The following is a 25,562-nucleotide window of genomic DNA, read 5'->3' as shown; positions in this document are numbered from 1 at the left end:
GTCACATTTCTCCTAGCCGTTGCATGACGCTGCCCATCATGTCGTCATAGGCATGCACGAGTTTCTGTCCGGATTCGACGCGTCGCATCGCTTCCATCATCTGCATCATGTCGGTCGGGAGCGTCGCGTTCGACGACTCGATGTAGCCCTGGCTAACCTGCACGCGATCGACGTCCGCGGCTTGCGCACCGTCGGAAACGAAGAGACCGCCGTCTGTGCGCCGCAGCTTCGCGGTGTCGTCGAAATCGACGATTCGAACGACGGCAACGGTATTGCCGTTATCGATTACCGTGCCATCCCTTTCCACATGCCAGTTCGCGGCGTTGACCCTCACATCGCCGTTCGATCCCTGCAATGGCCAGCCCTGTGCGGTCACGAGTCGGCCATCGGCGTCGCGCTGGAAGCTGCCAAGTCGCGTGTACGCGGGGCCGTCAGTCGTGGCGACCTCAAAGAAGCCTGCGCCGGTGATGGAAAGGTCGAAGGGATCGCCCGTATGCACGAGCTTGCCTGCCGAGAAATCGGTCGCGACGGTGCTGCCGTTTGCGTTTCCGACGATGGAGGCGGCCTGGAAATGATCCGCACCCGCCGCTGCAAGCGCATCCTCGAAGGCGATTTCGCGCTTGTAGCCGGGGGTCGCCACATTGGCGACATTCTCACCGGCAATCTCGACGCGCCGTGTCTGTAGTGAGATCAGACGAGTGGCAAGCAACATCACGTTATCCATCTGCTGTTGATTCCTTATCGGGTGTTGGTGCAGCCGTCAGGCCGGTTGCGTCGCGGCGGGTGTTGCGGATTGGCGCATTGGCGCAGCCTGCGCCGGCCGCTCGACGCTGACCATCGCGAATGAGCGCAGATTGATTTGATGAGGCACTTCGTTCATCGACAGCACGGTGAGCCGGGGCACGGTTCGCCGGGTGAAGGTTTTCAGATGTCGCCGCACTTCGGGTCGGCACAGCAGTACGGACGTGAGCCCTTGCCGCATCATCGCTTCGGCCTGGGCGAGCAGGCGGCTGAGAAACGCTTCGGCAAGCCGTGGATCGAGCACGAACGTACCGTTGCCGTCCGCGCCGGCGAGATTCTGTGCAATGGTGGCTTCGAGCGCGGGGTCGAGCGTCAGGACGGCGAGCGACTCGTGCTCACCCTGTGCACCCTGACAGATTGAATGGCCAAGGCGCTGGCGCACGGTCTCGCCAAGCATGGCCGGGTCCTTCTGATGGCGGCCCGCGTTCGCCAGCGCTTCTACAATCAGATCGATATTGCGAACCGGAACGTGCTCAACAAGCAAACCTTGCAATACCTGTTGGACGTCGCCAACGGCAAGGAGGTTGGGAACCAGTTCTTCGACGAGACCTGGCTGACGCGTGCGTACGCCCTCCAGCATGGTCATGACGGATGCGCGCGTCAGCAGCACCGCCGCGTTCGAACGGATAACTTCCGTCACATGCGTAATCAGCACGGTGATGGGATCGACGTTGGTGTAGCCCTGCGTTCTTGCCATAGCCTGCTGCTCCGGGTCGATCCAGACGGCCGGCATGCCGAAGGCTGGATCGCGCGTCGCGATGCCCTTTGGCAATTCAGCGGCGTTGCCCGCGTGAATCGCAAGCGTCTTCCCGGGATAGATCGTCGAGTGGCCGAAGCGATTGCCGAACAAGGCAATCCGGTAGTCGTTGGCGCTTAACCCCGGGTCGTCGCGAAACACCACGGGCGGAATGGCAACGCCGGATTCCCCCGAAAACCGCTCGCGAAAAGCGCCGATCCGCTCCGCCAATACCGGCTGCAATGCCATCCACGCGCTAGCGAGCGCGGAGCCGAAGGTGATTTCGATGGCGGGCAGCGGGGCCTGATCGGCAGCGGCCGCACGCTCCGTCGATTCGCTGACGACATCGGTCGCTACGGCGGTCGTGACCTTGCGACGCCGCGCAACGAGCCATGCGCCGAGTGCCGCAATCACCAGAATGACGATGGGCCACTTCGGCATGCCGGGCAACACGAGCAGCGCGCCGACCGCGCCAATCACGAGCAACTGGACTTTCGGGAACTGGATCAACTGATGCAGCACCTCGTTGCTGAGTTTCCCGTCGGCGGACGAACGCGTAACGATGATGCCCGTGGCGACAGAAATGACGAGCGCGGGTACCTGAGTGACGATGCCGTCGCCGATCGTCAGCAGCGTGAAGGTTCGCATCGCCTCGCCGAGCGACATGCCCATCTGCGCGACGCCGACCGCCCATCCACCCAGAATGTCGATCAGCAGGATGATGATGCCGGCAACCGCATCACCCTTGACGAACTTGCTCGCGCCGTCCATGGAGCCGTAAAAGCCGGCCTCCTTTTCGAGTTCCTTGCGGCGACGCTTCGCTTCGTCCTGATCGATCAACCCCATGTTCAGATCCGCGTCAATACTCATCTGCTGGCCCGGCATGGCGTCGAGAACAAAGCGCGCGGCCACTTCGGACACGCGTTGCGCGCCGTTTGTTACGACCACGTACTGCACGACGATCAGGATAAAGAACACAATCAACCCGATCACGAAGTTACCCTGCACGACGAATTCGCCGATTGCGCCGATCACCTGCCCGGCGGCGGCGCCCGACAGGATCAGGCGCGTCGCCGCGATATTCAACGACAGCCGGAACAACGTCGCGATCAGCAGAAGCGACGGGAACGTCGAGAAATCGACGGGACGCGTGACGTAAAACGTCAACAGCAGAATCGTGAAGGCAAACGCGAAATTCACGATGATGAACAGGTCCAGCGCGACTGCCGGAATCGGTGTGAACAGGATCAGAAGGATCGTCACGATCGCGACCACGAGCGCGAGATCGGAATGGTTGCGCAGGCGTGAACCGAGTAACGTCATACCGCGCTCCGCTGCGATGGCGCGCGATTTGCGCGAAGATAGGCTGCCGCAGCGTCGCGGAACAGATGCTCGGGAATTTCGCGCTCGAAAGCGGCGTCGCGAAACAGACGGCGTGCGAGCGCGCGTGACTCTATGACGGGAACGCCGTAGATGAACGCCATTCTTTTCAGACGCTGCGCGAAGTCGCCTCTGCCTCTGGCTACCACCGCAGGCGCGGCCATGCTGCCGGGTTCATACTTGAGCCCAATCGCGTAGTGGGTCGGGTTGGTCAGCAGCACATCGGCGCCGCGAACGTTTCGCATGCTGGTCGCGCGTTGCAACAATTCGCGTTGCAACTGCCGGCGGCGTTGCTTGATGCGAGGGTCTCCTTCGCGTTGCTTGTGTTCCTGCTTGATATCGTGACGGCTCATGCGCATTTTCTTTGCAAATGCACGGCGCGTAATGACGTGATCGATCGCGGCGAAAACGAGTGCCGCCATCAACAGCGAAAACAGAAGATGCAGCGTGCTGTCCGCAAGCACCTTCGGCAGTGACTCCGACGGCAATGCCGCATGCTCCACTGTCACTACCGTGTCCGCGATGCATGACCACGCGATACCGCTGTAGATCACCATCTTCAGGCAGGCTTTAGCCGCTTCGATCAGCGTCGGAGTCGAAAATATGCGTTTGAAGCCTTGTGCCGGATTCAGTCGGCTGAAGTCTGCCTTGAGCGCCGCTGGCGCGAAGAGCAGTCCCGTTTGAAGCACGGTTGCCAGCAACGCGCCACCGGCGGATACGCCGACCAGCGGCGCGACGATGCGTACCGACTGCACGATGAGCGAGCCGAGCCAGGTCAACATGGCATGACTTCCGATTGACAGGTAGGCCGCGTCGTTGAGAGCCCGGGCACTGAGCGCCGCAAAGTGAGCGGCCATGCGATCGCCCCGTGCCCAAAGATAGCCTCCGCAGCACGCGAGACTCACGAGGATGGACGCTTCCTGGCTACGCGGTACGATGCCCTTCCTGCGCGCCTGTTCGAGCTTGTACGCAGTGGCCTGCTCTGATTTGTTCTGGTCGAGTTCCGACATCGTCTAGTTCAATGAAGGAACAAAGCGCAGCGCTGAGTTCATCAGTTGCAACACGACCGGCGCCATGATCCCAACCGACATGGACATGACGAAAAGCGTAACAATGGTTTTGACCTGAAGGCCAAGCATGAGCGCGTTCATTTGCGCAAGCGTGCGCGAAAGGAACGCAATGGTCAGGTCGATCGTGAAAAGGCACACCATGACGGCGGCTATGCTCGCGAGACCGAGCGCCATGACAACGCCGAAATAGCTGATAAAGGCCTGCGGGTCGCCGGGTAGACGTGCGCTGCCGGCAGGCATCAGACGGATCAGCGACGCGAGCAGCGTGAGCAACTCACGATGCCCGTTTCCCGCGAAGAAGAGCAGCCCGCCCAGCATCGTCATGATCGTGCCAAACATGGGCGCCTGGGCCCGTGAACCGGGGTCGATGACCGTTGCAAGGCCGTAGCCCGCCTGCACGTCGAGCACGCGTCCCGCGAACGATAGGGATGCAAACGCGGCCTGAAATGCAAAAGCGATTGCGAGACCGAGTAGCAGTTCGGATGCTACTGCCAAGGCCAGTGCCGCGCCATCGTGAAGCACGTATACGGGTGCGGTGTCCGCAAAGCATGCGGCCAGGGCCAGGACGAGCAGCACGCGCACGCGGGCCGGCACTTGCGTTTGCGAAAAAGGTGGCGCGATGATAAACACCGGGCCGATACGCAACGAAAGCAGCAATGCGGCCATTGCCCATCCGGTGAGAATCTGGATGGACATCTCTTACCCGAGGGTCGGAATGATAGTGAAGAGGGAGGTTGCAAATCCCGTCAGTCGGCCGAGCATCCAGGGCGCCAGCACGACGATAACGACCGACGCCACGACGAGCTTGGGCACATAGCTCAAGCTCATCTCCTGAAGCTGCGTAACGACCTGAAATACGCTCACCATCAGACCGACGACCAATGTCGCGACGAGAACAGGACCTGCAATAAGCAGGCTATTCCACAACAATTGCGACACGATTTGCAGCACCTGATCTGACGACATGCTTACCCCGGCTTTCGTATATGTTCTGATTCTGAGCCGCGGAATTTTCGTGTAACGTAAATTAAATTTGAATAAGAAAAGCGCTGCGTGGAAACGGGAATTTTCTGAACGCTTCGCAAGATTGACGACGCGTTGACCACGATCAAATCAAGCGCGACATTGAAACTCTTGCGAGGGACCAATGACAGCGCATCAAGGCCGGGTATTCCCGAAGTGATCTTGCTTACCGCGATGCACGCCGCATCAACGCCTGAGCGATGGTCAGTCCGTCAGAATCGATCGGGCGATTGACGGCGGCGTGCAGGATGGCGTCGGCCGTAGCCTGGTCGCCGTCGTGTGCAGCGAGGAGATTGAGGGCAAGGGCTGCCGACAGGCATGAGCGGTCAAGCCGCAGGGCCACATTCGCGTAGCGCCGTGCTTCGTCGAAGCGCTGCTGACGGAAGTTCACGACGGCGAGTCCGCCGGGAGCTTCAGCAAATCCCCGGTCCAGCTCCGCGGCACGTTCGTACCTGGCTTTCGCCGTATCGAGCGCGCCATTTAGCAGATGGGCCCAACCCGCCGCGACCCACGAGCCCGCATGTGTTTTGAGCAGATTTGCCGCTTCGTCGAGTGCGCGCGATGCTTCGTCGAAACGCTCATTCGACACGAGGCAAAGGCCGATGCCGAGCTTTGCGCGGCCGCTTTCAGGACGCAGTTGGAGTGCACGTTCAAGCATGGACGCCGCCTCGGCGTCCGCGCCATCCGCGATCGCCAGCAAGCCACGAACCGTGAGACTGTCCGCGGTCTCGGGTGCCATGGCAGCGTAGCGTTTCGCGCCCTCCTCATCCCCCGCATCGAATAGCAAGGTTGCGTATGCGCCGCGCAGCTCCGGGTCGGCGTCCGGTCGATCGACGTAACGCTGCGCGAGTTCGCGCGCTTCGTCGACGCGACGCAGATGATGTAACGCTCGCACCTTCAGGGCTGCCGCTGCCGGAATCGATGCGAGGATCGTCTCGTGAAGCAGCGCTGCGGCTTCGTCGAAACGGCCGAGCATGGCGTTCGCGTAGGCGAGGTTATAGACCACGGCAGGCTCCGTGCTGTTTTCCTGAAGCGAAATGAAGCATTGCTCCGCTTCGTCGAAGCGCCGCTGCGACATCGCAGAGAGGCCGCGAAGGTTCACGAGCGACGGTGGAAGCGGTTGTTGTGCCGCATGACGATCCAGCAATTCGTCGCACAGCGCGAACTGCTGCGCGTCAAGGGCGGCGTCTGCCGCGTCCGCGAGCAGATTCAGGTTGTGAGGGTCTGATTCGACAAAGCCGAGCAGACGTTTCAGGTGCGCGCTAGTCGCGCCTGAAAACTGATGGGATGAATTCTGGTGAGACGACATGAGTCTGGTTGGCGCGTGAGTGCTGGGTCCACGAAGCGGGACGGGTCGCGTGACAAGAGTGTTTTTTTAGCATAGCAGTGTGGGTGATCGTTGGCGAGACCCGGAAACGCTTCAGCGTCGTCCCGCAACGGGGGCACCAATTCGTCGCTATTCGCAGTCATTTCGACAGGAGACCGGAAATTTCCTAGAAATGTAAAGAATGATCAATTGCGCTAAACGATTTTGAGAATCCGCGGATAACTTGTTCAGGAAGCGTGCCATGCATTGCGGCACGCAAAGCATAACGAACAGGTATACGGGGAATCTCGATGGTAGCGATCGTCGCTGGAAACGGGTTGGGACTGCAGTCGTCGTCGGCGCTTGGGCTTGGAGACCGTGGGCAGATTGGAAATGCGTCATTCGGTCAAACCGGAGAGCAGATCTACGTCAATGCAGCGACGGGCAACCTGATGATTCAGGATCGCGACGAGCTGCTGCTGGGTCAGGGCGTGAATAGCCAGATCTATCGCGCGTATAACAGCCAGGGCAAGTTGATGGGCGATAACTGGCGGCCGGGCGGACTGCGCACGGTGGATGGGCTGACCGGTACGTTGAACAGCGTCGGTAGCACTGTCACGCGCACGGACTGGGACGGGACGGCAATGACGTACCTGTACGACGCATCGCGCAAAGTCTATGTGGCGACGAGCGGTGTCGGAGCGCGTAGCGTGCTGTCGTTCGATGCGACCTCCAGCACGTGGAACTGGAGCGACGGGAGCCATCGGATCTTCGAAGCATATGACGCAAACCACGGTGGCCGGCTTACGACGACTCGCGACAGCGATGGAAACGCAATCAGCTACACCTACAACGCTGACAACCTGCTTTCCCAGGTGCGCACGGCCAACGGCGATATAACGTGGCTGGACTATAACGGCGCGCGGCAGTTGAGCGCATTGCGCACGGTCTATCAGAACGCCAGCGGCCAGCAGACTACCGCGACGACGGTGCGATACGGCTACAACAGCCAGGGGCGGCTTGGCGAAGTCGTGATCGATCTTACGCCGGATGACAATAGCGTGGCCGACGGCAAGCTGTTCAGGACCACCTATACCTATGACGGGACGAGCAGCCGGATTGCATCGATCGCGCAGTCCGATGGTTCATCGGTGGCGTTTACCTATCAGCTGGTCGGCAGCGACTATCGTGTCGCATCCATCGTGCAGACGAGTGGTGCAGGCGCGGCGCGCCGGACGACTCTCGCTTACCAGCCGACGACGAATACCACGACCATCACGGACCCGCTCGGGCAGGTGACGGTGCTGCGCTACGACAGCAGCAACCGTTTGACTTCCATCGTGACGCCGGCGACCGGCGGCACGAGCCGCGCGCAGACATTCATCTACGATACAGGTGGCAATCTTGCCCAGATCGATGATGCCGGTATCGTCACGCAGTACCGCTACGATAGCCAGGGCAACCTCGTCTGGCAGAAGGACGGCAACGGAAACACGATCGAGCGAACCTTTGGCGCTGACAATCAGCTATTGACGGAGACGGCGGCCATCGGACAAAGCGACAGCGCCAGCACGCGTTATGCGTATGACGCTCGCAACCATGTTCGCTTCACGGTAAGTGCCGAAGGTCGCGTGACGGAATACCGCTACAACGCGTTGGGTCAAAGGGTGTCGGTGCTGACATATGCCAGCGGCCTTTACACCGGCGCCAACGTCAACGAGACCGACCTTTCCGGTTGGGTCGCCGCGTTTGTCAGCGGCGGCCAGGGCACACGCGTCGATACGTCCTACGACTTTCGTGGGAACGTGGCGAGCGTTACGCAGTATGGTCGACTGCTGGCGGATGGTACGGGCGATGCCAATGCCGGCGCCGGCGAGATCGTCCAGGTCCGCTATGTGTACGACCCATCTGGCCGATTGCTGCAACGTATCGCTGGCGATGCAGGTCACCCACAGGTCGAGCAATTCACCTATGACGGCCTTGGCCGTGTGCTCTGCGCAACGAAGCTTGACGGCACGATCACGCTGTATCAGTACGACGACGCCGGTCATCAGGTAATCGCCACTTTCGGCAACGGACTGACGCGGACTTCGACATACGATGCCGCGGGTGAACTGATTTCGGTGGCGGAATCGAGTGGCGGCAAGGTTCTTTCGCAGATCCGCAACCAGTATGATGCCGATGGCCGTCTGCGGATGTCCACGGACGCAACCGGCCAAATCACTCATTACCTGTACGACGAGGCGGGGCGTGCAGTGGCGCGGATCGATCCCGCCGGAGCGTTGACCGAGTACGTCTACACGTCGAACGGACTGCTTACCAATACGATCCAGTATGCGACACCGGTCGCCGCGGCCGCGCTCGCCGCGTTGATGGATGGCAGCGGACGGCCAGTAGAAATGGTGAATGTTGCCGGAAAGTCCGTTGCATTGACACTTGCAAATGGTAATCTTCGCCCGACGATCAGCAAAGCCGACAGGAAAGACTGGCGCGCCTATGACAATGCAGGCAACGTGACCGGCGTGGTGAATGCGGATGGCTCTTTCGTGCGTTATCAGCACGACGGGGCGGGTCGTCTGGTGACGAGGACGGAATGCGCCAGCGCGGTGGACATCACCCGAGCAAATCCAGCGGAAGGTAACGGGCCTGCGTATTCGGCAAACGACCGGACCACCCGTTATTTCTACGACCACGACGGTTTGCTACGCGGCCAACTGGATGCGGAAGGTTATCTGACCACGTACCGTTATAACGCTGCGGGTCAGAAAGTCGAAACGGTTGGCTATGCCACGGCAACGCCGGCTTCGGCACGAGCGACAGGTATCCTGACGGATCTGGTTCCTGCTGGTGATTCTAAGGACATTCATCAGTATTTTCTCTATGACTCGCGTGGTTTGTTGCGTTCGGAGATCGATGGCGAAGGGTATCTGACGACCTATCAGTACGACGCATATGGCAATGTTTCGCAACGCATCCGCGGGCAGCAGATCAATCCCGCGTGGCTGGGCGCACCACAGCAGGTGCCGCTCACGTTTCAGGCGAAGGCGTCGTCCGCCAACACAACGCTGGAAGTCTGGATTGACGGTGTCAGGGCCGGTTCGATCGTCGCAGGTTCGGCAAACTACGCGACCTACACGTTGAACGTATCGAACGTCGTACCGCTGGCCAATCACATGGTGGAATTCCGCAGCCCTGCCGGCTCCCAGGTCGCAGTCAGGGACGCAAGTTTTGGCACGCGCCCATTCGCCGCAGCAAGCGATTCCGCACGCACCGCACCGGTCGCCGGCAACCCGGCACAGATCGGCGTGAGCTATAGGCTCGACGCAGCGACGACCGCGAATTGCTGGGCCACGCTGCCTGGCCAGCTCGAACAGACGAGCTATGTCTACGATGCAATGGGTCGACTGCTCGAGCGCACCGCATACTCAGGCAGTGGTAGTGCGACCACGCGGTTTACTTACGACAGTCAAGGGCATGTCGCGACCGAAACGACTGGCGACCGGGTGGTGTCATATCGCTACGACGCGCAAGGGCGGCTCATCGGCCAGCTCATGGGTGAAGGAAGTGCGGCGTTGTCCGCGCTCGGGAAAGGCCCTACCCAGACCCAGATAGATGCGGTATGGAAATCGTGGGGCGTGGCATATGCGTACGATGCGGCGGGCCGTCGAATCTCGATGAGCGATGCAAATGGCAACCGCACGCTGTATTGCTACGACGGCGCTGGACGGCTTACTCATGTCGTCAATCCGCTCGGCGAGGTTGTCGAATCCCGTTACGATATGTGCGGCGAGATCACTCAAACGGTCGTCTACGGCAGCCGTATTGCGAGCTCAACGCTCGGTACGCTCGCGGGTGGTTTGCTGACCGATGCGTTGAAGAATACTTTCTCGGCCCTGGATAACGATGGTCTGGCTACCCGCACGTCGTTCAGCTACAGCGCGGCTGGCGCGCTGACGCAACGCACTGATGCTTCGGGCTACAAGACCGATTACGCCTACAACACGTTTGGCGAGCAGATCGCAATCGCGCGGGATATATCGGCGGGCGTCCGCGTGCAGGATGTCACTGACTACGATCGGCTCGGGCAGGCCGTTCGCAAGGCGAGCGACGCAGTCGGCCTGAATCTGGTTACGCGCGCCGTCTATGATGCATTCGGTCGCGCGACCGAATCCGTTGACGCAAACGGCGTATTGCGGAGGCAGGACTACGACCGGAACGGACATCTGGTAGTGCTGACGGATGGAACCGGTGCACGCTCGAACATGACATACGACGCCTTCGGGAACGTGCTATCGCGTACCGATGCAAACGGCAACAGGACTAGCTACGCGTACTCCGCGTTCAGCCGCGAAATTGCCGTCACGACGGCAGAAGGCATCAAAACCACCTCGTCCTATAACGAGTTTGGGCAACTGGTCACGTTGCTGGATGGGCGAGGCAACCTCACCCGTTACGCGTACGATCTTGACGGTAATTTACTGACGGCCACGGACGCAACGGGCGCGAGCATCACGCACAGCTACGATCATGCAGATCGCCTGATCGACACGACTGATGCGCGCGGTATTCATACCGCGTATGCCTACGATGCTGCTGGCCGCACGCTGACCCGGACGGTCGATCCATCCGGTCTGAAGCTGGTGACTCGCTACGAGTACGACGCGAAGGGGCAGACGGTCAAGGTCACTGATCCGTCGGGTGTCGTGACTGAAACACAGTACGACCTCAACGGACGTCACGTGTCGGTTATCACGGACAGGAGCGGCCTGAATCTGCGCACGACGTTCATCTACGATGGTATGGGCAATGTGTTGACCACTACCGAGGGTGCCGGCACCGATGCGGCAAAGGTGACGCAGAATACGTACGACAAGGCTGGGCGCCTGGTGTCAGTGACGGTCGAGCCTGCCGGACTCAGGCTGACAACCACCTACACATACGATGGCGATGGTAACGTCGCCTCGGTGACAGATGCTGCCGGCGGTGTGACGCGCTACGCGTATGACAAGGAAGGTCGGCAGACGTGGTCGGTTGGCCCGACGGGGGCGGTGATCGGCAATGTTTATGACGCGGCAGGCTACCTTCTATCGCGCACTGTATATAGCCGATACAACCGGGATATTCCTGACGGAGATCTTTCCGACGACTTCCTGCGCCGCCGCGTCGTAGCATCGCGTCTCGACGACCACGCGACACGATATGTGCACGACCGTGATGGCAGGGTGCGCTACGTTGTCGACGCAGCGTACCAGGTGACCGAGCAGATCTACGACGCGAATGGCAACGTGGTCCGCTCGATTGCTTATGCGAACTGGATTAGCTGGAACGGTACATCAACGGTGGACGCAGTTCAAAGTGCATTGGCGCTGCAAGACGCGTCGGCGCACTCGGCTGACCGGACAACGCAAATGGTTTACGACGCGGCGAATCGTTTGACCGCCGTAATAGACGCCTTGGGTTTCGTTACACGCAACCGTTACGACGCGAGCGGTAACCTGCTCGAACGGACGCAGTATCAGTCGCCCTATAGTGCGGCGGAGAACCCGGACGATGCAACGTTGCAAGGCTGGGTCACTTCGCAAGGTGCGCAGAACACGGGGCAGAACCATACGACGTCATGGACCTACGACACGGCTAACCGGATAGTCTATGCGATGGACGCGGAAGGCTACGTTACCGAAAATCGCTACGATGCTGCCGGCCGTTTGCTGAAAACCATCCGGTACGTGAATGCATACGAGGCCTTGAGAGGTGCCACGGACAAGCAGATGGCGGCCCTGCTGCCTTCCTCGTTGCCGTCCAACCCGGCGACGAGTTACGGCTACGACGTCGCAGGCCGCCTGATCACCACGACCGACCCGATGGGTGCCGTCACACGATACAAACTGGATGCGCTTGGCCGCGCAGTGGTAACCACCGCTGCATGCGGCACCGAGCAGCAGGGTGTGACGAGTACCATGTTTGACGCTGCCGGCCGAATCATTGAGCAGACGCTCGCCCGTGGGGCTACCAGCGCTGCGACGACGCGCTACGCCTACGACGGTATGGGCCGCCTGATTCAGGAGATCGATGCGCGCGGCGTGGAACTGATTGAGCAGGACACGGACTGGGCACTAGCGGCCCGCAAGGCGCGCGGCTTTGTGGATGCCGACGGCAACGGGTTGAAGGCTGCGGCTCTTGGTACGCTGCAAAAAGCGAACCTGCTGGCTGCTTACACGACGACTTATACCTACAGTACCAGGGGCGAACTGCTGACGACAACCGACCCGCTCGGTTACACGACAACCAACGCCTATGACCTGTTTGGCAACGTCACGCAGACCACCGACAAAAACGGCTACACGACCCAGCTCGGCTACGACGCGCTGAATCGGGTCATCCGGGTGACCGCGCCGCAGCGTAGCGTCGTTCAGACCCAGTACGACGCGTTCGGCGGGGTCGTTTCGGTGACGCAGGATTCGAGTCTGGTTACGAAGATGGAGTATGACCGGCTCGGACGCCTGACAAAGTCCACGGACGCCATGAAGTTCGCCGAGCAATACGCGTACGACGCATTCGGTAACCGGATCAGCTATATCAACAAGGTAGGCGGGCAGTTTTCATACCAGTACGACCGCCGCGGGCTGATGGTAACGGAGACATTGCCTGTCACGTCCGGCGGCCGCGCCGTCGTCAACCGGTTTGAATACGATTCCCGGCGCAACCGCATCACGACGATTGAAGCGGCTGGATTACCCGAACAGCGTTTGACCTCGTATGAGTACGACGCGCTGGACCGCCAGGTCCGGATGGTCGGCGCATTGCTCAATACGACGTCGGCTGATGGCACGACAAAGTACGTTAACCTGACCGAAACTCGAGCGTACGACGCGCGCGGCAACCTGACCAGGATAATCGACGCGAATGGCCTGGCCACGTCGTACTACTACGACGAAGCAAACCGGAGGACTGCTCAAGTCGGGCCCGACGGAGCCTACACCACGTGGAGCTACGATGCCGCGGGCAACGTTCTTGAAGAGCGTCGCCATGCGACTCCGGTAAGCGCAACCGCGGGATCAACACCACCTGCGCTACCGGCGGCAGCGAACCTGCGCTTGACCCGCTACGCGTATGACGCAAACAACCGGCGGATCGAATCCCGTATCGTTGACGTGGCCGCCGGGGCTTTGAACCCGAGCAGCAACGTGTACGACATCACGACAGGGGATCTTGTCAGCACATGGGAATATGACGGCAACGGAAACGTGGTCGTTTCGATTGACCCCAACGGGAACCGCACCACTACCTTCTGGAGCAGCCAGGGCAAGGTGCTCGAAATCGATCCGATGGGGTATGGAACCACCTGGTATCGGGACGCGCAGGGCAATGTCGAGATGGAGTACCGGTATGCAATAGCATGCCGCGAACCATTCACCGCAAGAAGTGATCCGAACAGTCTGCTGGCGCCGTGGCCCTTCGGCGCTGACGACCGACGCACCGATTTCACGTGGGATCGCAATGGCCGGATGACCAGTGAGGCGCGTCAAGACGTTGCTTATGCGACTGTCGACGCAAACGGCAACCTGACAGAACGCACGGGCGAGGCGAAGACCACTTACACCTACGACGGCGAAGGGCATCTGTTGCGTAGGGTCGATGCCAACGGCAGCCAGTACGATTTCACCTATGACAAGCTGGGCAGGCAGACGGGAGCGACTCTACCCTCCTTCACTGATTACCTGAACCGGTCGGTTCGTTCCAGCACCGTATACGAATACGACGGCCTGAACCACGTCGTCAAGGAGACGGCGCAGGGAGACGTGAATCGTGTGACCACGTACACGTATGGTGCCGGTGGGCGGCTGATGTCGAAGACCAATGCTCTGGGCGTGGTGACGCAATTCGGCTATGACGCTGCTGGCAATACCACGATGGTGAAGTATCTGCGCGCGGATGCTGATCGCCGAAGCCAGTATGAGACCACATGGATTGCATACGATGCGGCTGGCCACGAAGTGTCACGCGTCATGCAGACGAGCGATCCTGTGAGCGGTGCGATTTCCACCACTGGTGAACGACATGAGATGCAATACAACATGTTTGGTGAGGTTACCGGGCGCAGGACGGGTGGCGGGAACGCGAACGGCGCATGGCAGGAGTATGCGGAGTACAACAACGCAGGCAAGGTCATCCGCACCAATTTTGGTGATGGCGTTTCACACGTGTTCATGTACGACCGCAACGGTAATGCGACGCTAAAGATAGAGTCGATGACTGCGGACCTGCGTAGCTATGAGATCAGGGACATTCTCAATGACTCAAATCTGAGCCAGACGTTTACGCGTTATGACGCTCGGAATCAGGTTGGGGAGATTCTGCAGCCAAAGGTGGTGGGAGGGGCTCCGCGTATCAACTTTACGCCTGTCGATATTCGGATCGATGGCGGAAAGTTTGCCACGACGCAATTGACAATCAGTGGGTGGATCGAAGCAGCGAATTCGCCCGGCAGCGCGACGGCAAGTATCGATGCGCGGAGTACTCACGACACTCAGGTGGCGACGCAGTTACGCTTTGGACTAGCCAACCAGATCACGCTGGACGGACTCGATGTCGATTTACCTGACCTGTCCACGATATACGGCAGCAGTTATTCGGTCAGAGTCGTATTTACTTTGTATAGTCAGTTCGAGAATGGGAGCGATAGCGAACCGACGAGCTCCAAGAATCCGATTTCGTCGTCGTGGTCGTGGCCCGTCACATTTACGGGTGGGGCGAGTGGTCCGAAGCACATTGAGTTTTCAGATCAGAAAACCGGGATGAACGTGCTGCCGTACGGCCCGAGCCAGATCTGGTACGCCGGGCGTCCGGTCGATCAGTCGCTGAATTATCGGGTGCAGATCTACGTCAACGATGAAGATACTGAACTCGCACAAGCAGTGGGCACAGTACGGCGAAGCGAAGTACTGAGTGGCATGCAGCAAGGCAAAGCGCAATTTGGGCAGGTGACGACGAGTCTCAAGCAGGGCTACGACACACTCCGTTTTACGAACACCACATGGTCCGCCGGCGTAAAAACCGCTGTCTATATAAGCCCGGCCAAGTCTCCCGGCGTGTTCAGTCTGGCGAAACGTCTGGGATCGCCCGACGCCAGTGTCGTAGATCTGACCAACCTTGCTGACGGAGCCTATGACGTGCTCTTCATGGCAACAAGCGGTACGGGTGCGTTACTGGCCTACTCGCAATATGGGATGCAGGTGTCTCACGGTACGGGAGAGGCTACATCGATAGTCGAGGTTCCAGCGAATCGTCCGGCTGGCGCATCGGTCCTGCCGCTGAACGATATGGGCGCCTGCGTTTGGGATTCCGATGGGAACCTGAATATCTTTGCAGCCCGCGGTGTCGACGGCCGATTGGCCGGCGACATGCTGGTCCGATATCGCCCGTCGGGCAGCAGCGGACCGTGGTCGCTCAGTAATACATAGAGGGATCCGGTTACCAACGCACTCGTTGCGTTTGGTCTTCATTATGCAACTGGGTCATATGATTTACAGCTTGTGCTGTTCAGTGACATCTATGTCGGCAGCGCTGTCATCGCCGAGATAAACGGTTCAGTAACATTGGGCAGGTGGACTGGAAGCGGGCAGGTGTACGCACAGGCATCGCAGGCAGGATTCGACTGGCCCAAAGCCAAAAAATCATTAATCACATTCGAGTCGCAGCCTGCTGATGCGCAATACCTGCTCATCTCGTACGAGCAGGATGGCAAAAATAAATCCGAGCGGGTCGAACGATCGGCAAACGGCTCGTTTGCATGGGATCCGTCGGAATCGGGTCTCCTGCAGAGGCCTGGTGGCCTGTCTGCAAGTGCGATTGCGTATACCGCTTTTGATGCGAACGATAGGCCGCTACTCATGGGGCAAGGCAATATCGTAATAGGCAGCGCGACGGCCGACGGCAGGACTAGCGCCACCCTGCCCGGAAGTAGCGATTCGTGCATTCTCGAATTCGATCCCCGCGACACACATGGTCAACCCGTACAGGCATCCGAGTTGCGCCTATCTTACCGCCCTGTGCCGAATAGCGCCGCAGATCAGACGCGTCCTTTCGAGTTCGCAGAACTCCGCCGCGACATTACGGGACGCTATTTTTTCGACGCAACCGCCCTGCCGACCGACACCGAATACGAGTACCACTATGTGGCAGTCGATGCATACGGCAACGCACTCCTGGAGCGCCAAGGCTACTTCTTGACAGGTACACGTAGCCAGCCCGTAACGAACATCGAAATTGCGCAGCAGGCGGTCTCGACGGTCAATGTGATGACAATCGACCGTCGCCAAACGCATAACGCCTTCGGAGAGGTGTCAAGCGAGACAGACGGGAATGGCAACACGACGGTTCTGCAATACAACAGCCTGGGCAATCTGGTGCTGAAGCGCGAGCCTGCGGTATCGGTGACGCTAGCGAACGGCTACGCAACGCTAACGGCTCCTGAGACACGCTTTTACTACGACCGTATGGGTAATCTCGTCGGGTTGAAGGACGCGAATGGCAACCTGTCGACGCAGCAGTGGAACTATGGCCTGAGCCAGGCGGCAATAGCGAAGTCATGGGATGCCCAGCATTACAGCAAGGCCTTCCTGTACGACAGCTTCAGCAACCTGCGCGTTAGCACGGACGAGCTGGGGCGTCGCACCGCCTATACGTATGACGCCGGGAACCGGCTGACCCAGGTGGATCATCCGGTGCTGGCCAACGGCCAGCATAGCGTGGACCGCTACGAGTACGACAGCGTAGGCAACCGTATCGCCCATACGAATGCGCTGGGCGGGCGTGAGCGCACGTACTACGACATGGACGGCCGGGTGGTTCAAACGGTGTCGGCACAGGGGCGTACCGTGCGCTACGACTATGCCTGGTCGAGCTCGATCGCGTCGTTGGGTAACTCCGTGGGCGGTGGCTGGGTAAAGACCACGACCGACGCAAACGGCATGACGGAAGCCGACCAGGTCGACATTTTCGACCGGGTCACCTGGCACCGTGACCTCGGCGGCCACACATTCACCTACGAGTACAACTGGGCCGGCCTGCTGTCGAGGCAGACGGGGAGCACCGGCCAGCACATCGAATACGAATACTATGCGCACGGCCTTGTGCGCACTATCCGCGACGACGGTGCGGGCACCATAGCCCAGTACGAATATGACAACGACGGCAACCGGACCTACGAGGGCCTGCAACTGATCGCGGGCGGCACAGTGCTGTCGGCGGCATCGATCACGTACGACGCGCTGAACCGGGTGACGTCGATCACTGACCCGCTCTACACGGTGAGCTACGAGTATGACGCGGTGGGCAACCGCCGGCGGATGTTCGCGGACTATCACGATGCGCTGGACGGTCGCCACAGCTATCAGGAGTACTGGTACGAATACGACTCGCTGAACCGCTTCACGGTGTCGATGGGGCAGCTCCCGGGTGGTGCGCGGGGCACCAGTGCGACAGACCGCGGCGTGTCGATCGTGGCGGGCAGCGGTGGCGACGGCGTACAACTGGGTTACAACGCGGCGGGCGAGCGCGTGCTGGCGCGCTACGCGGTGGACGGGCGCACCGAGGCGTATGCGTACGACGCGAACGGCTACCTGACGGACCAGCGCATCAACGGAGTGCTGGTGCGCCAGCGTACCAATGACCTGCTGGGACGCACGACCAACTATGTGGAGTGGAACGCGGCGGGCACGCAGCAGACGACGAGCGTGCTACGGGTGTGGGACGGCGACAGCGTGCTCACCCAGGAGCAGAACCGGCTGGACCGGTCGCTGACGACCTATAAGCGCATGGCAGACGGCACGCTCGAACAGGTGACGCAGCGCCCCGGCGACGTGGATGGCACCTGGGTGACGACGAGCTACGAGTACGCGTGGTGGGAAGGCGCGCAGCAAAAGCGCGTGACGACCCAGGCGTCGAACCCGGATGCGCCGGGCTGGCAGCCCGCGACGTCGACCTACAGCTATGACGTGAATGGTCATGTGAAGACGGTGTACGACGACGGCGGCGGCGAGCAGGACAAGGCACGCGCGTTCACGTACCGCACGGACACGCAAGGACGGGTGCTGCGTCGCGACGGGATGCTCAACGCGCAGGTGGACGCGAACGGTGTGGTAGTGGGTGGAGCGGCGAGCCGGCTCCACCACTACTACTACGTGGACGGGCACCGCGTGGGCAACGTGGGTGACGACGGCATCGAGAAGGTGGACTACGCGCAGGAACTGGCCGGGCAACTGGACAAGGGTAGCGACAGCCGCTACAAGGTGTACGCGCCAGTGGCGACGGCGGAGTTCGACAACAACTACATGGCGGTGAGCGCGGTGTATCCGGGTACCTCGCCGGGAAGCTGGACAGTGCATGCAGGCGACACGTTGCAGTCGGTGGCGGCCGCCCTGTGGGGTGACAGCACGCTGTGGTACGTGCTGGCCCAGGCGAACGGTCTGAAGGGTGAGGACGCGCTGAAGGCCGGCCAGGTGCTGACGGTGCCCAACCGGATCACGAACGTGCACAACACGTCGGGCACGTTCAGGGCCTATGATGCGGGCGAGGCGATCGGCAACACGCAGCCGACGCTGCCCGATCCCCCGCCCCCACCGGGTCCGGACGGCGGCTGCGGCATGTCGTCGATCATTTCGGTGGTGGTGGCCGTGGTCGCCTCGGTGGTGACGGTGGGTGCGCTGGCGCCGGTGATGGGCGTGATCATGGCGGGCGCGGCGGCCGGGGGGATGGCTGCGGCGATGGGCTCGCAGAATCCGAATGGTCCGCAGTTGAAGGATGTGGCGCTGGGGGCGATGGGTGGGGCGGTAACGGGCGGGTTTGCTTCGTCGGGGATGGGTGGTTCGCTGGCGTCGTCGATGGGTGGACTGGGTGAGACGGGGAGCCAGATCGCGGCGCAGGCGGTGCTGGGGGCGGGGCGTTCGGCGGTGACGCAGGGCCTCGGTATTGCCATCGGCGCACAGTCGGGGTTTGACTGGAAGGGGGTGGCAGCGAGTGCGATTGCTGCCAGTGCTGGGTATGGTGTGAGCCAGAGTGTCCTTGGAAAAGTACCAGTGGTTGGAGGCATTGCCTCAGGTATGGCGGCCGGAGCGGCGAGCACACTTGCCAGAGGCGGGAGTCTGACGAACAATCTTGGGGCGATCAGTGCTGATGCGGTCGCATCCACGGTCGGAAACATGGTGCTCGGGCAGGTTGCGCAGGCCTCCGTTGGGAAAAGTGCCACCACTGCAGGCGGCAACGGTAGCAACAGCGCACTGTATGGCGTGAACGGCAGCTATGACGAACTGGTGCGGCAGACGGCGCAGGCGAGCTATAGCGCGAATGCGGGCGATCAGTTTGCGGGGATGGCGGGCTGGGACCTCGCGTTAAGCCAGCAGGCGTTTGTTGGTGGCTTGCAGGATGAGTTCGGTGTACGGGCGAACGATGCACTGGCGGCCTCGCGGGCGCAGGATCAGGCGTTAAAGCAGCAGCTTGGCACGCAGTTCGCGGGTCAGGCGAACATGTCGCTGGCAGCCCAGCCGCTGGCAGCCCAGCGAGCGGAGCACGCAGCGGTGGCCGCGCGACAGAATGCGGCGGGTCTGGACTTTGGTCGTGGTCCGAATAACTGGTCGGACGATGCGCTGGCGATTGACCTTGGGCACCGAGGTGGTAGCTGGTCCGAGAATGATGCGAGGCTGGTCGGCACTGACAGCGGCTTTGTTCGTGGGCTCAGTGGTGACAGGCGTAGCGTGCTCGAAGGGCCTGCACCGCTGTCGGAAAAGATTGGCGCGGGCATCGGCGCAGGTCTGACTGCGCTAGGCGACTTCGTTGCTGGGCCGGCCATTGAAATTGGCAACCAGTACCGTGATGTGTTCGCGGCGGCAAACGGCGCAACGGGTGGGTGGTCAAGTGGGCTTGCGCAGCAGGTGTCGGCGGGGAATTATGGTGCGGCGGCGCTGACGGAGGTTGGCGCGATTGCGGGCACGATGCCGCTGGCCGGGGCGGTGGTGAACCGGGCTGTATCGCTTGCACCGTCGTTTGCTGACGCGGCTTATGGTATGTCGGAGCGCTATCTTGTCGGCGGGCGGATGTATGTTGTACCGCCTGCGGGGGTAGGCTTTGGAGCGGGCGTTGCCGATGCGACCTCAGCATTCCGCGGTGGCGCTTACGGGCGTCTTGAAACTGGTGTCGGGATTGAGCGCCATCATTTGCCGGCAAACAGCGCCAGTCCGATAACTACTTATAGTGGACCTGCAATCCAGATGGATAAGGCGGACCACTTGTTAACATCAAGTCATGGCAGCCGGGGTTTGGCAGGTGCAGAATATCGTTCTGAAATTGAACAGTTGGTTCAACAAGGGCAAATGCGTCAGGCGATGGCTACGGAAATATGGGACGTTCGTCGAGTCGCTGTTGCAGGAGGCGGGGTGCCAACAAAATACAATGGTGCCATTCGCGAAATGCTCGATTATTCGTATGGCAAAGGTTGGCTGGATAGATAGGAGTGGAAATGTTTTTTATTAATCCCTATGAGGCTGTTGGCCCTATTCGCTTTGGGATGACGCGAGCCGAGTTAGTGTTGGTAGTTGGTGATCCCGTCAGGGAATTAAAGAATCGACGGGCAGAGGCTGATTTGCAGTTTCCGGGTTTTAGCATCCGTCTTTCGAAGGGGGATGAGAAGGTTGTTGAGGTTGGTATAACACCGGATACACCAGTAATGCTCTGCGATGTTGACGTGTTTGTATCGGCGGATGCCTTTGCTCGGCTTGTGAAAATTGATGGTGCTCCCTATGAGTATGTCGGCTTTGTGATCCTGCTTAATCTGGGTGTGACGATGACGGGATTCCATGATGCAGACGAGTCGCAGAAGGCTATAACGGTATTTGAAAAGGGCCGCTGGGATCATTTGCGTTCGCAGTTCAACCGTCTTCCCATTGCATGAAGTTAGGAAGCAAGTGATGCTGTAACGCCAAAGGGCCGCGAGAGCGGCCCTTTGGCGTTCAAACGGAGGAGCTGGATCAGTCGAAACAAACCCAGCCTTCGCGCTGGGTTTGTTGTTTGTGGAGTGGTTCAATCCGGCGTGATGATGAGCCTGCCGTACTGAACCTCGATCCTCACGCGCTGACCGGGCGGGAAGCCGGCGAGTTCAAGCGTAAGCGGTCCATCTTCGACGTCTATCGGCTGGCGGTATGAGCGAGGAGCATAGGTGTCCACCTACGTGGAGGTGGACACCTATGGCTGGCAATGACTCAGAGTTAAGAGTAGTTCGTCTAAGCCGCGACGGGCGCCGTCGCTATGACGAGAACGGTAAGCGCGCGCTGGTCGAGGCTGCATTGCGCCCGGGCGTGTCGGTAGCCCGTCTGGCACGGGAGCATGGGATCAACGCCAACCTGCTGCGCAAATGGACCACGAAGTACCTGATGGAACGTGAGAAAGGCATCTCATTGGCATCGCTGAAGGACGACCCCGACGAGCGCGCCCCATCACCACCCGCAGTCGAAGTGATGGATGGCAAAGCCATCGATATGGCGGATTCACGTAAGCGGCCCGCGCCGGCAGAATCCTCCTCTGCATTTGTTCCTGTCGTGTCACTGCCACCGGCACTGCCGCCACCACCCGTCTCTCCGGCACCGCCGATGACGCTCTCACTGCATGTATGTCTGTCGAACGGCGTGGAACTCGATCTCAGTGCAGCGAGCATCGACGAACTGAGCACCGTGGTCCAGATGTTCGGGAGGATGCCGTGTTCCGGTTCGACGAAAAGCTGACGGTATACCTGCACCGCGATCCCGTCGACTTCCGGTACGGAATGAACAGTCTGTCGATTCTCGTCGAACAGGCGATGCGCCTGAATCCGATGGATTCCTCGCTCTACGTTTTTACCAACCGGCGATGCGATCGCGTCAAGATCCTGGGCTGGCAGCACAACGGTTTCTGGTTGATGCTCAAGAGACTCGAGGCCAATGATCGCTTCGTCTGGCCTGACAGCAAAACCGAAGTCGTGACGTTGACCGTCGATCTGCTGCACTGGCTTCTCGAAGGTGCCGACATTGCTGCTCTTCAGCGGCATCCGAAACGCCATTATGCTCGCGTGAGTTGAACACGGCATCGGCGTGCCGGTCTAAGTGGCATGCCGATCAACGTGACCATCGACGCTGACGAACTCAGGGCGCTCCTCGCGATACGTGAGGAGCACGACGCCCTTCAGTCAGAGCGTGACGGGTTACGCAGCGCACTGCGTCTCGTGACTGCGGAGCGCGACCTGGCCGAGGAACGACTGCGCGCTTACCGGCGCGAGCTGTTCGGCGCGAAGAGCGAAGCTCGCGCATCGGATCAGCCCGGTCTGTTCAATGAAGCCGAAGTGCTCGGTACCAACGCAACACCCGCGCAGGAAGATACTCGCGAAACCACGATCGCAGCGCACACGCGCAAGAAGCGCGGTCATCGCAAACCGCTCGATCCCAGTCTGCCGCGCGAAGTCGTTCGGCACGAACTTCCCGAAGCCGAACGCTTCTGCAACCACGACGAACACGCGCTCGTCGAGATCGGCGTCGAAACGAGCGAGCAGCTCGACGTGATCCCCGAGCAGGTTCGCGTCATCCAGCACCAGCGCGTGAAATATGCCTGTCCGTGCTGCGACCTCGGCATCAAGGTTACGCCGGCGCCGGCGCGCATCATCCCGCGTGGGCTGCTGACGGAATCGGCACTCGCGTGGGTCGCCACCGGCAAGTATCAGTTCGGCATGCCGATCTATCGCCAGGCTGGCCTGCTGCGACGCTTCGGTGGCGACATCTCGTCGAACACGCTCGCCGCGAGCATGGTCCGCGTCGGTCTAGCGACGCAGCCCGTTATCAACCTGATGCGCGACGCGTTGCTCGATGCTGACGTGATCTACTGCGACGAGACGACGTTCCAGGTCCTGAAGGAAGAAGGGCGCAAGCCGCAAACGAAAAGCTATCTCTGGGCGCAAATGACCGGATCGGGAACGCCCATCCGCTGTTTCGCCTATACGGCTGGTCGCGGCGCGAAGCTGGCCGACAAACTGTTCGCCGGCATTCGCAAGGGTGCGGTTCTGACCGACGGATACGAGCCCTACAACGGCATCGCGCAACAGTATCAGCTCGTGCATCTCGGATGCTGGGCTCATGCGAGACGGTATCTGGTCAAGCCACGAAAAGCACCACGGAGAAAAGCAGTTACACCGACGCGGTGTACAACCAGATGGTCGATGCGTTTGGTAACAGCGCAGGTCCGTCGAGTACGTACGCGTCGGGCGGGATGCTGTTCGCCGGGCCTGGTGCGCCGGAGATGTCGTACAGCAGTAGCGCGTTGCTGTTTGGTGCGTACGGTGGGCTTGTCGATACGGCTGCAACGACCTACAGCAGTGCGTCCATGCTGTATGGTCCGGGCATGGGACTGGCGGCTGCGGCACCGGCCCGAACGCCGCTGTCTGGCGAGCCGTTCGTGGCGCAGTTCCACACTCCGTTGCCGGGCGTGGTGGTGGCAGGGCCAGGCGCCCCAGCCTACGAAGACCTGGGTGGTACGGGGGGCGAATTCCTGAATCGGCTGGGCGGAGCGATCAGGAGTACCGCGAGCGATCCATTTGGGGCCTTGAATCACGCGCTAAACAGCATTATTCCGTCACCTTCGGGTCAGAATCCGGATGCGGACGCCGGTCTGCTGACGGGTACGGGCAGCAAGGCAAACAACTGGACCTCGCAGTCGAAGACGGACCTGTTGATGCAGGGGATCGCGAATGGTCTGAATGCAATCAGTTGGACCGGAGGCATGCCGCCGGAGGCGAATCCGGGGCTGGTGCTGGTGGATTCCGCAGCGGGGAGCATCGCGAAGGCCGGGGTTGGAGCACCGGGGTATGTGCCCAGTAATGCGATTTTTAATAGCGGTAATGGCGAGCGTCCGTCACCGCGTCAGTCGGAAAAGGATGTTGGTTCGGATCTTGGATCAGGCCATGATCCGCAGATAAGCTACAAGGACGGCAAGCAGGTGTCCTACGGGACGTCGGGCAGCGTGCGGCCGGACTTTGTGGCGGCCGATGGAGCGGTGAGCTTCGAGGTGAAGAACTACAATATCGCCACGAACTCGAGCGGGTTGATTAACAACGTTGCGAAACAGGTGGTGCAGCGCCAAGCCAATTTGCCCGCGGGAATGGAGCAACAGATTGTGATTGACACGCGAGGGCAAACGGTGACTCCTGGGCAGCGCTCAGCAATTGTTCAAGGTATCGTTCAAAAGTCGAACGGAATTATTAACCCGATTGACATCCAATTCAAAACGAAATGAGAAAGATAGGCTTCCATGGTGGCCACACCATTTGCGAGCTTGGTCCAGCTCCTGATGTAGCGTTGTTCTTTAGTTGCATCGAGCGATACGCCGCGCAAGATCATCCTGAGCAAGACTGGAGTTTGCTGACGGATCGCCTATATCGGCGCTACCTTCGCTGGGAGGAATTGGACCATGCATTGGCGCTGATGGCGCAAGGGCGTGAAATCTTTGCGCAAAAGGCGGCTGCATCATCGGTTGAATGGGATGCGGCAATGCTTGCGAACCCGGAGAAAAGTTGGTTGAACCCTGAGCAGCCAACATTGGCCGATGTGTTTAGCAAGTACTTTGAGCAGTTTGTGGACGCATGTAACTCGGCGAAATCATTCTTCGAGACCTTTAATATTTACCAGCCCGTTCGCGTGGTGATTTCTGATCTACCGGGCTTTGCGCGCGACAAGAAGAAACCACTGGCAGAATATGACGCACTTGAGGGAGAGCCGTTCTGGCTCCGGTAGTGATGTCACAAACAACAAACCCAGCCTTTGCGCTGGGTTTGTTGTTTGTGGAGTCGTTCAATCCGGCGTGATGACGAGCCTGCCGTACTGGACTTCGATCCTCACGCGCTGGCCGGGCGGGAAACCGGCCAGTTCAAGCCACATGCCGGCGATGCGTAGCCACGGAAAGAAGGTGGGTGTTCGCCACGGTCGGCCGGGTTTCGGGCTGGGTCGCCAGCCCATGATCTCCTGTACGGTGGCGTGGCGCTCGGGATGAGCGGTCAATGTGTTAGCGCCGATGTAAAAATGACCCCATGGGGGTCAGGTTTCAGTCGGCGTTGACACCTGGCGAGTTCGAGTGAATCGAGGAAGGTACGCATAGGCGTCTTGCCGTAGCACCATCGCCCCTGATGTTCGCGCTCATTGTTGTACTGGTCAAGCCAGCCGTCCAAATCGGTCTGCAGAGC

The 25,562-nt window shown here is 60.2% G+C and carries 15 protein-coding genes and 1 pseudogene; 8 read left to right on the top strand and 8 right to left on the bottom strand.

Translation table 11 applies throughout. The annotated features are described in order from the left end of the window. Nucleotide 1: 1 nt before the first annotated feature. The 6 genes from ACAX43_RS21095 to ACAX43_RS21070 all read right to left on the bottom strand — a co-directional run bounded on the left by ACAX43_RS21095 (nt 2) and on the right by ACAX43_RS21070 (nt 6,319). Entirely contained in the window at nt 2-724 is a 723-nt protein-coding gene (locus ACAX43_RS21095) for a flagellar hook-basal body protein (RefSeq protein WP_370710361.1), read from the bottom strand. A gap of 36 nt (nt 725-760) precedes the next feature. After that, on the bottom strand, nt 761-2,860 hold the full coding sequence (locus tag ACAX43_RS21090) for a flagellar biosynthesis protein FlhA (protein WP_370710360.1): 2,100 nt from the start codon (nt 2,858-2,860) through the stop codon (nt 761-763). Continuing rightward, the gene (locus ACAX43_RS21085) at nt 2,857-3,927 is read right to left on the bottom strand and encodes a flagellar biosynthesis protein FlhB (protein WP_370710359.1); all 1,071 of its coding nucleotides are present in this window, start codon (nt 3,925-3,927) and stop codon (nt 2,857-2,859) included. Before ACAX43_RS21085 ends, ACAX43_RS21090 begins: the two co-directional genes overlap by 4 nt. A gap of 3 nt (nt 3,928-3,930) precedes the next feature. Next, nucleotides 3,931-4,683, bottom strand: a complete 753-nt coding sequence (locus tag ACAX43_RS21080) for a flagellar biosynthetic protein FliR (RefSeq protein WP_370710358.1) — start codon at nt 4,681-4,683, stop codon at nt 3,931-3,933. A gap of 3 nt (nt 4,684-4,686) precedes the next feature. Then, nucleotides 4,687-4,953, bottom strand: a complete 267-nt coding sequence (fliQ, locus tag ACAX43_RS21075; RefSeq protein ID WP_370710357.1) for a flagellar biosynthesis protein FliQ — start codon at nt 4,951-4,953, stop codon at nt 4,687-4,689. A 223-nt stretch (nt 4,954-5,176) separates the two neighbouring features. Next, the gene (locus ACAX43_RS21070; RefSeq protein WP_370710356.1) at nt 5,177-6,319 is read right to left on the bottom strand and encodes a tetratricopeptide repeat protein; all 1,143 of its coding nucleotides are present in this window, start codon (nt 6,317-6,319) and stop codon (nt 5,177-5,179) included. Nucleotides 6,320-6,627: 308 nt separating this feature from the next. Between ACAX43_RS21070 and ACAX43_RS21065 the strand changes: the two genes are divergently transcribed. The 8 genes from ACAX43_RS21065 to ACAX43_RS21030 all read left to right on the top strand — a co-directional run bounded on the left by ACAX43_RS21065 (nt 6,628) and on the right by ACAX43_RS21030 (nt 25,116). Then, complete coding sequence (locus ACAX43_RS21065) at nt 6,628-15,777, top strand: hypothetical protein (protein ID WP_370710355.1); 9,150 nt, start codon at nt 6,628-6,630, stop codon at nt 15,775-15,777. 72 nt (nt 15,778-15,849) lie between these two features. Beyond that, the gene (locus ACAX43_RS21060) at nt 15,850-20,820 is read left to right on the top strand and encodes a LysM peptidoglycan-binding domain-containing protein (RefSeq protein WP_370710354.1); all 4,971 of its coding nucleotides are present in this window, start codon (nt 15,850-15,852) and stop codon (nt 20,818-20,820) included. A gap of 8 nt (nt 20,821-20,828) precedes the next feature. Then, a complete protein-coding gene (locus tag ACAX43_RS21055) occupies nt 20,829-21,260 on the top strand; it encodes a hypothetical protein (protein WP_370710353.1) in 432 nt (143 codons plus the stop codon). 292 nt (nt 21,261-21,552) lie between these two features. Continuing rightward, on the top strand, nt 21,553-22,086 hold the full coding sequence (locus tag ACAX43_RS21050) for a transposase (RefSeq protein ID WP_370710352.1): 534 nt from the start codon (nt 21,553-21,555) through the stop codon (nt 22,084-22,086). Continuing rightward, nucleotides 22,062-22,418 (top strand): IS66 family insertion sequence element accessory protein TnpB, encoded by a 357-nt coding sequence (gene tnpB, locus ACAX43_RS21045; protein ID WP_167368694.1) that lies wholly within the window; start codon nt 22,062-22,064, stop codon nt 22,416-22,418. The genes ACAX43_RS21050 and tnpB overlap by 25 nt, the downstream gene beginning before the upstream one ends. 30 nt (nt 22,419-22,448) lie before the next feature. Next, nucleotides 22,449-23,879: an IS66 family transposase gene (locus ACAX43_RS21040; RefSeq protein WP_370710351.1), complete on the top strand. Its 1,431-nt coding sequence runs from the start codon at nt 22,449-22,451 to the stop codon at nt 23,877-23,879. Between the two features lie 50 nt (nt 23,880-23,929). Further along, a complete protein-coding gene (locus tag ACAX43_RS21035; protein ID WP_370710350.1) occupies nt 23,930-24,619 on the top strand; it encodes a hypothetical protein in 690 nt (229 codons plus the stop codon). Beyond that, nucleotides 24,616-25,116: a hypothetical protein gene (locus ACAX43_RS21030; RefSeq protein ID WP_370710349.1), complete on the top strand. Its 501-nt coding sequence runs from the start codon at nt 24,616-24,618 to the stop codon at nt 25,114-25,116. Before ACAX43_RS21035 ends, ACAX43_RS21030 begins: the two co-directional genes overlap by 4 nt. Before the next feature lie 57 nt (nt 25,117-25,173). On the opposite strand, the gene ACAX43_RS21025 is transcribed toward ACAX43_RS21030, so the two are convergent. After that, on the bottom strand, nt 25,174-25,338 hold the full coding sequence (locus ACAX43_RS21025) for a SymE family type I addiction module toxin (RefSeq protein ID WP_370710348.1): 165 nt from the start codon (nt 25,336-25,338) through the stop codon (nt 25,174-25,176). A gap of 38 nt (nt 25,339-25,376) precedes the next feature. Beyond that, a pseudogene (locus tag ACAX43_RS21020) lies at nt 25,377-25,562 on the bottom strand (hypothetical protein); the annotation flags it as partial.

Source organism: Paraburkholderia sp. IW21 (genome assembly GCF_041321145.1).
Taxonomy (GTDB): domain Bacteria; phylum Pseudomonadota; class Gammaproteobacteria; order Burkholderiales; family Burkholderiaceae; genus Paraburkholderia.
Note: the sequence above shows the minus strand (reverse complement) of the source record. Positions and strands in the feature narration are given on the sequence as shown.